This is a genomic window from Sporosarcina sp. QA0331, from assembly GCF_055808055.1.
This window is the reverse complement of the sequence record NZ_CM147850.1, coordinates 716885-731436: the sequence shown is the minus strand read 5'-3', so window position 1 is coordinate 731436 and position 14552 is coordinate 716885. Positions and strand designations below refer to the sequence as shown.

Sequence of the window (14552 nt, the reverse complement as noted above, 5' to 3'; positions counted from 1 at the left end):
GTTCAAATTATGACAATTCATCGTTATGTATAGATATCCAAAAAGAAGCTAGTGACAGGTTAACGTCATTGGCTTCTTCAATCTTTATATGCAATTGTAGTGTATTATCAGTATTGTCCCTTACACAGGCACCGGTTTCGGTTACCAATCTATTTACTAGGACCGCGGTATTTATCCGATATTACATAATAATTTTCGTGGTCAATTCGATCCCACTCAGTTTTCTGGTACTTCATATATTTTATCGATCTGTTAATGGCTTCCATATCAAAAGGCTTGTAATACTGTCCTTCCGCCCATGCACGGATCATCATATAATCAGGATGATTCGGGTCGTGATATACATTCAGGAAATGCGCATAACCGGGCGGTCCCCCTACATCTTCAGGAGGAGCTGCACCCTCCCCTGCTAGAACGGTTGGGAATCCGAAATAGTAATCTTCAACGACCTCTTCAAGATCCACTATGATTCGCCAGTCGTCTCCCGAATCATACCGGTACACGAATTGGCCATTCGTCTCCATATACTTATCGATTTTCAGGTGGGAAGGACGTTTCAGTGTCAATCCATTAAACTTTTTTCCATATTCCTCATGAATCATTGGATTATTTGAAATGAAAAGTCCATTAACCTCTACATCGAAATAATGATATGGCTCATCAATAAACTTACTTTGAAAGTTCGTCACGTTTTGAATCATTTCGTGCAATCGATTAAAGGTTGCTCCTGCAGGAAGAACTACTCTTCTCCAAATCGGGGGACTGATATCTTCAAACGTCAGTTTTACAATATACGCTTTCATGGAAACACCTCCATTTTATATAAATTCAACTTGCATTTAGTATCTATACTAAATCTCCAACTTATAAATAGCCAGCAGAGTACAAGTATCCTGAACGGTGCCTGTGCAAGACCCTATTATGACAATTCACCGCTGAGTATATAAATACGCAATAAAGCCAATCAAATAACGACTCGACTGGCTTCCTGCATTCTCAATATACAATTGTATTTAATAAACTGAATTGTGTGCTGCACAGGTACTCAGAAAATTATTCCTTTCTCTCTTTTATTCTAACCTTAGCTTTCTTCCCTTCTCCCTCTTCCTCAATAAGGTCGCCTATCATTTTCTCGCCGTTCTCACCGTATGTTTCAATCGCCGTTGCAAATAGCGTATTGTACATATCCGTTTCTATCGTTATTTCATATTCTTCAAGGTTTTTAATTCGGGAATCAGTTTCCGGATTATCAAAAATGATACGGAATGATCCATCCGGATTCACAGTCGTATGTCCGATAAATCCCGAGGTAATATAACCGGGCAGAAGTGCGCGCCCGCGCAATTTTGTTCCTTCAAGTAAATTACTCTTACCGTCAATATAAGTATATCGTTCACCTTTCGTGATTTTTGTCGGCTCAATTCGTACCGATGTGGAACCAAAATCATCCGGCTTATTCCAATTTGGCGGAGTAATCTCAACCTCAACCGAACCTTCATCAAGTGGCAGCTCCACAGTTGCAGATGCCTTATGGTACACAATTTCCTTCATTTTATAATCATACTGGCGAATAAAAGGCCCTTCAAGATTCTCCCCGGATTCCCCGTAATGAGTTTTAATTTCCTCATTCTGATGCCCCGGCTCGAATTTCACTTCAAGAGTAATCAACCCGTCAATCTTTTCCGGAAGCTTCGTTTCATACGTAAAACTCCCGTCCGATTCAACAATAGCAGTATTATTACCACCGAATAGAGCGCCTTCCGCCCAATCAAGGCCAATGACAAGTTTCGATCCTTCAAGCAAATTGGTCTGCCCACTCACCTCCAACATCCGATTATCAACGGACGCGGTACCAGAAAGCTCAATTTCCATTCCTCCGAGATGCTCAGCCTGTTTAATAATTTCAACTTCACTTTCTTCAAGATCTCCTTCCTCACCCTCGTCATCAGTTGCCTCAGCCTCTTCAATTTCATCAGGCGTTTCAACTGCTTCCGTTACACTATCATCCTCTTTCTTCGTACAACCGACCAACAACATAATTATGAATAAAGCCGAAAACACCATTATCATTCGCTGTCTCATTCTTCAAATTGCCCCTTTCCACTCTATATCATCCACTCCCATCTACGTGGATGAAGCAATAGAGTTTCAGCTTCTCCTGCTATTACTGACAAAACAATCCTTTCGACATAAACGATTGGTACTAACGACTGTATAGTACTGGCATCTATCCAATTCGCATTTATTATGTCGGTACCTGTGCACCATATATTTATGACAATTCAATCCAGAGAATAAAAATAAAAAGCCAGCCATTTCCCCAAATGACTGACTTCCACTCTCCACAAGATGTAATTGTAATAAATAACTATAATTGGTTGATACACATGCATCGATTTATTTTATTCCACGCCTGAGGTTTCTAATTGTAGCTCTGCAGAAGCGGTTGGTCGTTTCTCTTGTTCTTTTACTATCAAGGTTTCTTCTTTCTTGGTTCCATATAACTCAATTGTTTCCTCGTCATATTCTGCGTCCGTCAAGTAATCACGACCGAATCCGGTAAATGCTGATACAAGCATGACAATGACCATTGCTATACAATAAAATACGAAAGGAGCGACTCCTACCGGGGTAAAAGTAGGGTGTGCCGACATATCTACCATTCCACCGACAAAAGCAAATGGAATAAGTACTGCAACAGAATATGGTAAAAACCCTATAATCGATGTTGAGCATGCATCCAATAGATTTCCTCGTCTCCAAGGAGTTATTTTGAATTTATGCCCTAACCTTCTCACAAAATCTCCAAGCATCACCATCGTTGGTGTCCCTGCTGTCGTTAAGGCGTTGACGAATAACGCTACAATAACAATGGTGAGCTCTGCTCTTCTTGGAGTCGTTGCTACTTTACTCGCCTTCTCCATAAGCCAATCAAGAAAATGCCCTCTGTTCAGCGTCCCTATCATACCCATCAAAAAAATAGTGAACACGGCAACACCAACCATCCCCATAACCCCATCGATTATGATTCCGCCGGCCGTGAATTCCTCTCGGTTGATCATAAGTATGCTCCCAACGTTTATCAAACCGAGCGACAAAGCTAGCAGGATCCCAATTACATTGGCATATAGCAGCGCTTCTACAAGATCTTTCCCTCTCCACATTAGGAATAAGAGAAGTAGTGGAACAGCAATCATGACGAGACCTAACGGGTTAAGTTCATCGGGAGGTGTTACCGTTCCTCCAGACTCTGCCGTTAGCGCAAAATACACGTAAGCTAATAAAGTTAACATCCCAGCGACAGCAGCATATTTCAATCGACTCTTCACTACTTTATCAATTGTAGTTCCTTGAGAATAGGCGGACACAATAGTTGTATCAGAAATCGGAGCAAGATTGTCGCCGACAAATGAACCACCAATAATTGCACCTATAATCAATACTGGATCAGCGCCTAGCAAGTATCCAACAGGAAACAGAATCGGGCTGACCGCTACAAGTGTTCCCACAGCCGTCCCTGTAGACATGGAAATTAATGACGTTATTAAAAATACAATTAACGGAAACCATGCAACAGATACGCCCATCTCTAGAAATACCCAAACTAGTCCTTGGACCAGTTCAGCTTCAGACAATAGCTTTGCCATGATACCTGCCATGAACCATGCAAGTAACATAATTGCTAACATTTTTGATGTAATACCTTCAATCAGTGCTTCTACATATACTTTTTTATTTCTTGCAAGAAGAAGGCCAACAAAGATACCTAGTAAAATCATCGGCCAAAATGCTTCAGGCAAAGCTGCTCCACTAATACCCAACCATAAAATCCCTATAAACATCACTGCAAAAGGAATAAGTAATACTGGCACCCCACCGTAAAACTTCAACGATTCCTTTTGTTCGAGCGTCTTTTGTTGATTTCCCATTCCACTTCCCCCTTTGTTAGTTGGATATAATTGTTGCTAAAGCTTGAATAGCTTGTCTGACATCATCCTCCGTATTGTAATAATGAGGAGCGATTCTTAGCACATCCCCCCGCGCAGCTACAATGATCCCCTCGCCTGCTAATATTCTTTCAACTTTAGAAGCGTTTTCAACAAACACTGCAGTGGTCGATCCTTTTTCGTCTACTGGAAATAAACTACGATTCACTAATCCCAACTTAGCAATCTCGGCTGCAGCTACTTGCGATAAGTGAGCTAAATGCTTTTCTACTAAATTTATATCCAATGTGTCCAACAAGGTCAAAGCAGCACTTGCCGCATATCCGTTGATCATCGGAAAAGTACCAGAATCAAAACGCCTTGCGGCAGTTGCATAGTCCTTTCCACGAATGTCAAAAGCAAAGGGATTCATTTGACCAAACCAACCGGTGATTTTAGGTGTCAATGTTTCTGCAACTTCTTCATTAACGTAGAGAAAAGCAATCCCCGGAACTCCAAAAGCATATTTTTGCATGCCTGTAGCAAGGAAATCGACATTCATCCTTTTAACATCAATTGGTGTTTGTCCAAAGGATTGATAGGCATCAACGAAAACATATCCCCCTTTTTCGTGTACACTTCGCGAAATTTCCTGAAGGTTTTGCTTATATCCGTTATAATAATTGACATGGGATGTTGAAAAGAGCAATAAGTCATCTGTTAAATATGGCTCATAGTCTTCAATACTGTTTGAAGCATTCTCATTCTGTCGCACATATTCAATGGCAAATGTAGATTCAGCCGACTGCCACACATTACCAATCGTAGGAAAGTCAAAGTCTGTAATAACAATCTTATTTCGTCCACCTACCGGCTTTAAACTAGTGGAAATCGCAGCGGCAGCATGTGAAACACTAGATACGATGGCCACTTCGGTAGGTTTCGCGTTGATTTGCTTTGCAAAAAGGGTGCGAGCTTCTTCACATTTTTCCATCCATCTGTTCCAGTCCATCCCTTCGTTCGCCCAAGAATGAACATAATCAAAAATCGATGATTTCACGGACTGGTGAAGGGCACTTTGCGAGCAACTCGAAAGTTGGATCTTTTCTTTTAAAATCGGAAATTCACTTCTAAATTGTTGTGGAGTTATCATTGTTATCATTATTTTCTTCAATCCTTTCGTATGTGAATAAATCTAATCTGTGTATAAAGGATGTGAGTATTTTGTTCAAAGAGCTCTCTCCATGGTGCCAACTCCCAAACAACGACTGGACATCCATCATTCATCAAGGCACGACCAAAATGATCGAGTCCGGAGAAGTTATATATACAGTGAATGAAAAAGCAACGTTCATTTACTTAATCAAAGAAGGCCGAGTGCGTCTGTTTCACACTTCTCATGAGGGAAAGGAAAAAGCACTAATCATCATGTGTAATGGCACACTCATCGGCGATTCAACCCTAAACGACTACCACTTTGAAAGTGCAATAACAGCATCTACAACAGTTGTTGTGGAGTTTGAACGAAAACAATTCTTATCGTTGCTTCAGAATGACCCAATACTTATGGCGCAATACGCAAATACACTTGACAGGAAAGCTCAAACCATTGGATTATCCAACTTATTAGTAGCATGTTATGATTCTGAAACACGAGTCCGTTACGCTCTCTTCCACCTTGCAAATCAATTTGGCATCCCTCTGCACAGTGACTACAAAAGGATATATATGCAATTCACACAACAAGAGCTTGCAGATCTAATAGGGACAAGCAGGGTCACCGTCGCAAATTTGGTCAATGACTTAATCCAGCAGGGCTATATAATAAAAGATGGTAGGTACTATATCATCCCCTCGGTAAATAATATTCTTCCTACTGAATAAACCTTTCATAAACCGATTATAAAAGATAATCTGCTAAAACGATGTAAACTATTTTACATTTTCCGAATGTTTTAATATCAATGACCTGTTTGCTTGTCAGAGATACATAAAAGGGTACTCATTTTGATATAAGAAAACACAATGAAAGTTTATGTAGATAAAACTTCGAATTTCGCCATTATAGGAATCACTTTTTTAAAGTAATAAGGATTGCGAATAGCCCCACGCTCTTGTCTGCGCGGGGCTTGGAAAAGTGTATTAAATCCGTGGCTAAATCAGATTCTCCATTATTTTTTTCCAGCCCTTCTGCTCTACACAGTCACATCCATAACAGCGCAAAAACCAGCCATTTCCAAAAAAGAATGACTTTCTATCTTAGTAATTGTAATGAATAGTCATGAGGTTCAGGTACACGTCTCCGCAAATTAGCGAACGTTTCCCTTCTTGTCGACTGACCAAGCGCATTTTTGCCTTTCATAAAGAATAAGCTATACAAAAAGGGGGCTTGATGGTCATTTCCAAAACTATTCTTCTACCATTCCAAATCAGTCATACTAATACTGTTTGGAAAAGATTGATAGGTCCTTTAAGTCGCAAAGGACCTTTAGTTAACAGGGGGCATCTACTTTCACCGTGCAATTCCATTCACATGCTTTTTACAAGACACCCAATTGACGTCGTTTTCCTTAATAAATCAAACCGCGTCATCAAAACAGTATCTTATCTTAGGCCATGGCGAGTCATACCGCCTGTAAAAAATGCACATTCCACACTTGAACTTCCCGTTGGCACGGTGAAGGCGGAAAAGATTCGGGTTGGGGATACAATCGGATTCAAGGAATGAACTGTATCGGCACATGTGAATAATTGTACCAATAAACCCCAAAGGATAATTATCCAAAGAAAAGTCAGCCATTTAAAATGTGGCTGACTTTTCGTTTCGAATTTATACAGTTATAAAGACCACATAGGCAACTTTGACTCATTGTTTCACTGTAATCCTTCCTTCAGGCTTCATATCAATAGTCTTTAATGTCTTTACATATTCGATAAATATTTCAACATCAGTCTTAGCATTCGATTCTTCAACGAGGATTTTATCATCCGAAAACATTGTATAGCCGTCTCCTCCAGCGAAAATGAAGTTCGGCAGTGCTACTTTATATGCCTTTTCATTATCAAGAGGATCATCGCCTACATGGACGGAAAGTATTCGCTCTCCAATCGGTTTTGAGGGATCATACACATAAGACAACCCCGACACTTGTAAAAAGCCACCGCCTAATTCTTTTGATACACCGTTTTCTAATGCTAATTTAAGACTTTCACCTTTAATTTCTGCTAGTACCGGTTTGTTTCCGAACGGAAGAACGGAGTGCGCATCTTTTAATGTAAGATTCCCAGATTCTATGCTGGCACGGATTCCCCCGCCATTCATCAAACCAATATCGGCATCATAATGCGCTTTGTAGCTATCTGCTATTAAATTCCCAATATTAGATTCTTGAAAGCGTGATTCATGGTTCTCTCCATAGTCAAGCTTTGTTGTAACAGCTGCAATGGTTTGTCCTAACTTTTCTTCAAGTTGGGTTTGGTACTTATTCGCAATCTTCTCTAGTCCTTCATGAGGCTCCACTGTTTCATTCACCTTTAAAAATTTTGTTTCAAATGCAACTCTATCATCCTCTTTCGTAATATCTAATTGAATGACAGATCCCAAATTCCCTTCTGGTTTTGCGACAAAACGATTTTCCATCTGATAAAGGGTCGACATGTTTTCAAACTCTTCTTCCGAAAAGATATATGAGATTTCCGGGACTTGTAATAGCAATTCTTTGTCTTTCGCAAGCGGCTGCTGCGTATAAGCAATAATTACATCGGCTTCAGCTTCTGCATGAATCGCTTCGACTGCATGCTTGGCAGATTCAATAAGGTCAGCTTGAACTACCTCATCTGTCTGTACCGTTGTATGCATAGCATCTGTCAAAGCGATCATCCCAATAACAATCCCATTTCGCTCTTCAATCGCATAAGGCGGGACACCAGCAAATGACTCTCCTTTGGAATCAATCAAATTGGAGCTGATCCATTGGAAGTCGGACTTTTTAACAAGATCCACAGCATTCTCGACGCCTCCATCAAAATCATGCTGACCAAAGTTCGCGTAATCTATCTTCATCTCATTAAATGCTTCTACCATCGGAAAACCTTTAAAAACTCCGCCGAACAGTGTACCGCCGCCCAAATCGCCACCAAATGCCACGATTGGATCCACTTTATCTGCTCTGACCGACTCAATGACAGTCATAAGACGTGCGACACCGCCCCGATCTCCATATTGATTTACAACGGGGCTGATTTCATGACCATCATTAAAATATAAAATGGTAGCAGTACTACGTTCGTTTTGCTCTGGAAGTTGATCTGAGAAAGATGCACTAGCATGAGAAACTTGACGAATGGATAATAACAAAAGAACAGCCAAAAGGATTCGCGAAAGCATTCTTTTTCTTTTCAATTTCATAACCTCCTTAATTTTTCTCCATAATAGCTCAAACCTCAATAAAGTTAAATGAAATTTACAATAATTTAACGCAACTTATATTATTTTCACAGTAGACAGAACACAGCAGTAGACCGAAAAGTCAGTCTACTGGATATAGACTGACTTCATGTTTCATCAGTATTGAATCTAATTAAATCGTTAAGAGTGTCTTTTTACTATCTTAGCACCTCGTATTTTCCAAACACCTCTAAAAGGACTTCGGTAATCATTTCGATTTCCTTATCCTTACTAGATAACGGTGGACCGATCATCAACACATTACTAAACCCTTCCACGGTTTCACCGTTCCTTCCTATAAGGATGCCCCTTTTTTTACACTCTTCCAATATTGTATCTATCCAGACCCCATCGATTGGTTCCTTTGTATTTTTATCCTTTACTAATTCGATTCCAATTAACAATCCAATCCCGCGTATGTCACCGACGTTAGGATGACTTGTTAATGCTTGTAATCCTAGCATAAGTTCTTTGCCTAATGAGGCTGAGCGGGCGACTAATTGTTCCCTTTCGATAATCTCAATATTTTTTAAAGTTACTGCACAAGCAGTAGGATTACCGCCAAACGTATTGATATGTCGAAAGTGATTATAATTCTCTTCTCCTTTAAAAACTTCAAAAATATCTTTTTTAATTGCGGTTACAGACAATGGTAAATAGCCACTAGTCAACCCTTTGGCCATCGTAATAATGTCAGGCTTGATATCGAAGTGTTGGAAACCAAACATTTTTCCAGTTCTCCCAAAGCCACATATTACTTCATCGATTATCAATAAAACTCCATATTGTTTGCAAATTCTCTCGACCTCTTTTACATATATCTCATGGGGAATTAACACGCCCCCACCGGTAATCAACGGTTCCATAATAATGCCTGCAATTGTCTCTTTTTGTTCCCATAAAATCTTCTGTTCAAGTTCACTTGCACAGGCAAGATTATATTCTTCAATCGATAAGTAATCAGGCTTCCGATAATTATCAGGCGGTGTAACATGTAGAAAACCTGGAGCTAAAGGTTCGTATTTGTACTTGCGCAACGATTGTCCTGTTGCAGCCAAAGCTCCATAACTGCTGCCATGATAAGCCCTGTATCTTGAAATGAATTTTTGGCGTGTATATTCGCCATTTTGCTGATGATACTGACGCACAAGTTTAAAAGCAGTCTCATTTGCATCAGATCCACTATTCGAATAAAAAACCATGTATTCGTCTTGTAACAGTTCGTTTATCTTCTCTGCCAATTCAATTGCTGGGGTATGACTTTGAGTCATAGGCGTGTAACTTAAATTCTTCATTTGTTGAAAAGCAACTTGAACGAGTTCTTCTCTTCCATAACCAACATTCACACACCATAGACCCGACATTGCATCTAAATATCGATTACCATCGATATCTGTTATCCATGAACCATTTGCACTTTCCATAATCATTGGCGATTTATCTTCATTAAATTTGGTTAGATGGTTCCAGACATACCGATCATTCTTATTAGTAATTATACTTTGTGTACTTTTCACTTTCATTATCAACTCCTCATTTACTAGTTTTACATACCAAATAGGTTAGGTATCCCAAGTGAAACTATTGGTACATAGGTAATAATCAACAAAATAGCAAACAATAATAGTAACATTGGCAATGCCGCCTTAAACGACTTTCCAAAAGGCACTTCCGCAATTGCTGATGTAGCAAAAAGATTTAATGCTACAGGAGGCGTTAATAAGCCTAACATCAGATTGAATGTCACGATAATCCCGAAGTGTACCGGATCAACGCCAATATCCGCCATTAGTGGCAGGAATATTGGAACTAAAATGACAGTAGCCGGTGTGGAATCTAAAAACATGCCTGCAACTAAAAATACAACATTCACGAGAAGTAATATCAAAATCGGATTATCTGTAACCCCCAATACAAACTCAGGCAATATATTAGGAATGTCATGAATGACTAGGATGTATGCTACAATTGAACTAGCTCCAACCACAACCATAATATTTGCCGAAGCTAATGCACTGTCTCTCACCATTTTAGGCAAAATGCTCGCCGATAGCTCACGACGCAGAAAACCGATGATCATTGCGTAAACAATAAGGACAGCTCCCAATTCGGTTACTGTAAAAACGCCCGCAAGGATGCCTACTATAATTAAGACTGGAATAGCTAAATCCCAAAGTCCATTCTTTGTCCGTTGTCCCAATTCCTTCATTGTAATCTTAGGTTCCCGTGGGAATTTCTCTTTTTTCGCTACGTAATTCACATAAATCATCAGAACGATTACTATTAATAACCCTGGTACATAACCTGCTGCAAAAAGCTTCAAGATTGATACTTTAGCGATGACGCCATAGATGACTAGCGGTATACTCGGTGGTATGATAGGCCCGCAAATTGCTGCCGCTGCCGTCAAAGCTGCACTGAATGAACTTGGGTAGCCCCTTTTTTTCATCTCAGGTATAAGCATTGATCCCGTTGCCGTTGCATCAGCAATAGCTGAGCCCGAAATGCCCGCAAGAAACATATTCGTTCCAACGTTTACTTGGGCTAACCCTCCTGGCATCCTACCAAAGATTCCTATGAACACATCTACAATCCTTCTTGAGCTACCGGAAGCATTCATTACCTCTGCGGCTAAGATAAAAAAGGGGATTGCCAACAGTGTAAATGAATCCATTCCATTTACCATCTTTTGAGCGATAAGCCAAAGTGGTTGCTCCGGCCATATAACAAAAACAATAACGGCAGATGCAAGAAGAGAGAAAGCAACTGGGACAGATAGTAGTATTAAGACGAATGTCAATACTCCTAAAACGATAATTGGAAGTAACTCCATTGCTCTCAGCGCCCCCCATCCGATTCGGGTTGCTTACGTAACATAATTTCAAGCAAGAAAAACAGGGATAGGACTCCCGCTATTGGAACCACCGCATACAAACACATAGTAGATAGGCCAGTTGCCGGTAGTATTTGTCCTTTTACAAGTTGAATCATTTGAACTCCTAACAAAATAAGGATGATTAACACGATGAACATAAGGATGTTGCTTAATTTTGTAAAGAAGCTCTGCCAACGCCGTCCGACAATTTCCAACAAAGTATCTACTCCTAATAAAGCCCCTTTCCGAATAAGCAGCGCCATCCCTAAAAAAGATATCCATACATAGCTTAGCCGTGAGACTTCCTCCGGCCATAGGAGTGGTGAATGTAAAATCGATCTAAAGATCACTTGGGTAAATGTAGAGGCGACAATTACTGTTAATAGTGTAATTACAATCCATCCAAAGATAGATTCCAATCGATCGCCCCATTGCTCAAATTTACCCTTCTGATCATTTAATCGATTGATCGGAAACGGTCTACCCATGGCGCCAATTCTCCTTCAATTTTTAGCTGTTTCACTTTTGCACGGAAAGTTGATAAATCAGGCTCCAATACTGTTACGCCCTCTGCCTTTACTTTATCGATCATTTCCTGCTCTGTTTTCTTCGTTTCTTCTTTTGAAAATTCCGAGCTAGCAAACGCTGCTTTAATGATCGCTTCCTTTTGTTCAGCATCTAGATTGTTGTACCATTCTTCATTAAAAATAAAGCCTACTGTTTCAGCCATATGGTTTGTTAAAACTAAATAGTCGACTACTTCATAAAATCGATGATCCATAATAATGCCTAAAGGATTTTCTTGCCCTTCTACGAGTCCTTGCTGAATCGCTGTGTATGTTTCTTCAAAATCCACAGGAGTCGGACTAACCCCTAATGCTTTCCAAGCATTGGCGTAAGCTTGAATTGCAGGAACTCGCAATTTAATTCCCTTCAAGTCATCTGCCGTTTCAATTGGTTTGTTGACTGTTAGCTGTCTAAATCCACGGAACGAAGGACCTACAACTCTAAAACCAGACATTTCCGCGAGTTCATCTAAATACTCTTGACCTTCATCACTTTTCCATATTCTAAAGAAATGTTCATCATCTTTATACAGGTAAGGAATTGTCTCAATTCCAGCAAGCGGGGACCACGTCTCCAAAATCCCGATACTTTCATAAATCCCTTCTAAGGAGTTGTTTGCAACCTGTTCAACCATCTCACGATATGTTCCTAATTGAGAATTCGGATAAACCGTAATCTTCACCTTGTCACCTAACTCTTCTTCTAGCACTTTCGCAAACTCCTTGATTGCCTTTCCTGATGTACTATCTTCAGAATCAATGCTACCGATTCGTATTTTCAGTACATCGGACTTTGTTGCACCACTTGTATTCGAACAACCCGCCAAGATGAGAAGAACTGAAAACGAAAAAATGATCCAACATAACCATGGGTTTTTCCTTCTCCGGATTACATTCACTATTCATCGCTTCCTTCCGAGTCTTTTTTTTGCAAATGTCTTAATAATTGTTTTCCATCATCAATAATGTGTTTTGACATCAATCCCAATGCCCTATCGACATCTTCATTCAGCATCGCTTGAATAATCGGTTCGTGCAGATTTAAAATATCATTGCCGTCCACATGAAATTCTTTTGTTAATGATAAAAATAATCTCGTTTGAACTGATAGCAAACGATAACTTTCCATTAAACGCTGATGTCCTGAAAGTTCTATTACTTTTTGATGAAAAATCCAGTCTTGTCGATGACTCTCTTCATAATCGTTGTTCTTCGCGGCAATTCTCATATTGTGTAAGACTTCTTCGAGAACTTTTCTCTTTGAGTCGTTCATCTGTTGTGTTACTAACTCAGTTGCAAGCGCTTCCATTTTGTCACGTAAAGTGAAAATTTCCCACACATCGTTTGCCGTCAATTCAACAACAAACATTCCCTTATTTTGTCGATGTTCCAATAACCCTTCATGACGTAATTGCTGAAATGCAGTACGAATGACAGCACGACTAACTTGCAAACTCTCTGCTAAAGCAGTTTCCGTCAAATGGGTTCCAAAAGGAATTTCCTGGTTCAAAATTAAATCTCGAATACTCTCAGTCGTTCTCTCCTCTAAACTTGGTTGACTAATCGGGACTATATTATTTAAGTCCAAATCCCTCACTTCCTTCAAAAATAGATTTAATTGTAGATTGTCGACAATCTACAATGTGAATATAGAATAGCTCTAATTACTAGAATAGTCAATAAAGTTTATTAAGAATTTTGACAGCCCTGTGCAACACATTTATGACAATTCTCTCCACTGCATGAAAACACACCAAAAAGTCGGCCATTATAGTACATGGCCGACTTTTTGTTTTAGTCATATACAATTGTAGTGAATAACCAGAATTGTGTGCTCCACAGTCAGCTCAGCGGATACCTCAGCGAGCTAAACGCGCCTCCACTTCTTTCTTCGTCGGCATACCCGTCTGGGCACCCAACTTTTCAACAGACAATGAAGATGCTGTATTTGCAAATTTCACCGCATCATATAACGCATATTGATGACTGATCGCATATGCCAATGCACCGTTAAACGTATCCCCGGCACCTGTCGTATCTACTGCATTTGTCTGAATGGCCTCAATATGAATATGCTTTTCCCCGTCAAAATAGCGAACGCCATCCTTGCCTAATGTTACAATCAATTGATTCGGATACATCTCCAGCGCTTCATCCATTTGGACACCGAAAAGCTGCTCACATTCATATTGATTTGGCGTTATGTATCGGATACCCGAAATCATTTCGGCATCGAAGAATTCCGCTGGCGCCGGATCCATGACGACCGGAATATTCAACTCATCACATATTTTCAACACCGCTTTAACTGTTTCCGGCAGGATTTCCAGTTGCATTACGACGACATTGCTCATTTTTATAATGTCTCGCAAGCCTTCAATCGTTTGCGGTGTTAATTCATAATTCGCGCCGGGTACAACGATAATCCGGTTATCATTTTCTGATAAGATAATGTTTGCGATTCCTGTAGATTTTTCGGGGGAGTACGATACATTTGCAGTGTCCACTCCTTGTTCTTGTAAATTTCGGGTCAATTCCGTTCCGAACACGTCATTCCCTACACACGCGACCATATGGACATTTCCGCCTAGCCGCGCAGCTGCAACTGCTTGATTGGCACCTTTGCCGCCCGGAAACGTATAAAAGTCCTTCCCTAAGATGGTCTCCCCATTTTCTGGTACTCTATTTGTGTCTACCACTAAATCCATGTTCATGCTGCCAATGACCGTTATCATTTC

At 40.1% G+C, this 14552-nt stretch carries 13 protein-coding genes; 2 read left to right on the top strand and 11 right to left on the bottom strand.

Annotated elements, in window-relative coordinates; translation table 11 throughout:
• Nucleotides 1–149: 149 nt before the first annotated feature.
• The 4 genes from AC0L13_RS03610 to AC0L13_RS03595 form a co-directional block, all read right to left on the bottom strand.
• A complete protein-coding gene (locus tag AC0L13_RS03610; protein ID WP_473644058.1) occupies nt 150–803 on the bottom strand; it encodes a plasmid pRiA4b ORF-3 family protein in 654 nt (217 codons plus the stop codon).
• A gap of 250 nt (nt 804–1053) precedes the next feature.
• The gene (locus AC0L13_RS03605; protein ID WP_473644056.1) at nt 1054–2082 is read right to left on the bottom strand and encodes a hypothetical protein; all 1029 of its coding nucleotides are present in this window, start codon (nt 2080–2082) and stop codon (nt 1054–1056) included.
• Between the two features lie 320 nt (nt 2083–2402).
• On the bottom strand, nt 2403–3929 hold the full coding sequence (locus tag AC0L13_RS03600) for a Na+/H+ antiporter NhaC family protein (protein WP_473644054.1): 1527 nt from the start codon (nt 3927–3929) through the stop codon (nt 2403–2405).
• 16 nt (nt 3930–3945) lie between these two features.
• A complete protein-coding gene (locus AC0L13_RS03595; protein ID WP_473644052.1) occupies nt 3946–5088 on the bottom strand; it encodes an aminotransferase class V-fold PLP-dependent enzyme in 1143 nt (380 codons plus the stop codon).
• A 62-nt stretch (nt 5089–5150) separates the two neighbouring features.
• Here AC0L13_RS03595 and AC0L13_RS03590 point away from each other — a divergent pair, with 62 nt between their 5' ends.
• Nucleotides 5151–5810 carry a Crp/Fnr family transcriptional regulator gene (locus AC0L13_RS03590; protein ID WP_473644049.1) on the top strand — a complete coding sequence of 220 codons (660 nt, stop codon included), beginning with the start codon at nt 5151–5153 and terminating at the stop codon, nt 5808–5810.
• 508 nt (nt 5811–6318) lie between these two features.
• A complete protein-coding gene (locus AC0L13_RS03585) occupies nt 6319–6654 on the top strand; it encodes a DUF192 domain-containing protein (RefSeq protein WP_473644047.1) in 336 nt (111 codons plus the stop codon).
• Between the two features lie 138 nt (nt 6655–6792).
• On the opposite strand, the gene AC0L13_RS03580 is transcribed toward AC0L13_RS03585, so the two are convergent.
• From AC0L13_RS03580 to rbsK, 7 genes are all read right to left on the bottom strand, one after another.
• Complete coding sequence (locus tag AC0L13_RS03580; RefSeq protein WP_473644045.1) at nt 6793–8328, bottom strand: bifunctional metallophosphatase/5'-nucleotidase; 1536 nt, start codon at nt 8326–8328, stop codon at nt 6793–6795.
• Between the two features lie 203 nt (nt 8329–8531).
• Nucleotides 8532–9896, bottom strand: coding sequence for an aminotransferase (locus AC0L13_RS03575; protein WP_473644043.1), 1365 nt, complete (start codon nt 9894–9896; stop codon nt 8532–8534).
• A 23-nt stretch (nt 9897–9919) separates the two neighbouring features.
• Nucleotides 9920–11206: a TRAP transporter large permease gene (locus AC0L13_RS03570; protein ID WP_473644041.1), complete on the bottom strand. Its 1287-nt coding sequence runs from the start codon at nt 11204–11206 to the stop codon at nt 9920–9922.
• 5 nt (nt 11207–11211) lie between these two features.
• Entirely contained in the window at nt 11212–11736 is a 525-nt protein-coding gene (locus AC0L13_RS03565; protein ID WP_473644039.1) for a TRAP transporter small permease, read from the bottom strand.
• Complete coding sequence (locus tag AC0L13_RS03560) at nt 11706–12713, bottom strand: TRAP transporter substrate-binding protein (RefSeq protein WP_473644037.1); 1008 nt, start codon at nt 12711–12713, stop codon at nt 11706–11708. Before AC0L13_RS03560 ends, AC0L13_RS03565 begins: the two co-directional genes overlap by 31 nt.
• The gene (locus AC0L13_RS03555) at nt 12713–13402 is read right to left on the bottom strand and encodes a GntR family transcriptional regulator (RefSeq protein WP_473644036.1); all 690 of its coding nucleotides are present in this window, start codon (nt 13400–13402) and stop codon (nt 12713–12715) included. Before AC0L13_RS03555 ends, AC0L13_RS03560 begins: the two co-directional genes overlap by 1 nt.
• Nucleotides 13403–13673: 271 nt before the next feature.
• Nucleotides 13674–14549: a ribokinase gene (gene rbsK, locus AC0L13_RS03550; RefSeq protein ID WP_473644034.1), complete on the bottom strand. Its 876-nt coding sequence runs from the start codon at nt 14547–14549 to the stop codon at nt 13674–13676.
• Between the last annotated feature and the right edge of the window lie 3 nt (nt 14550–14552).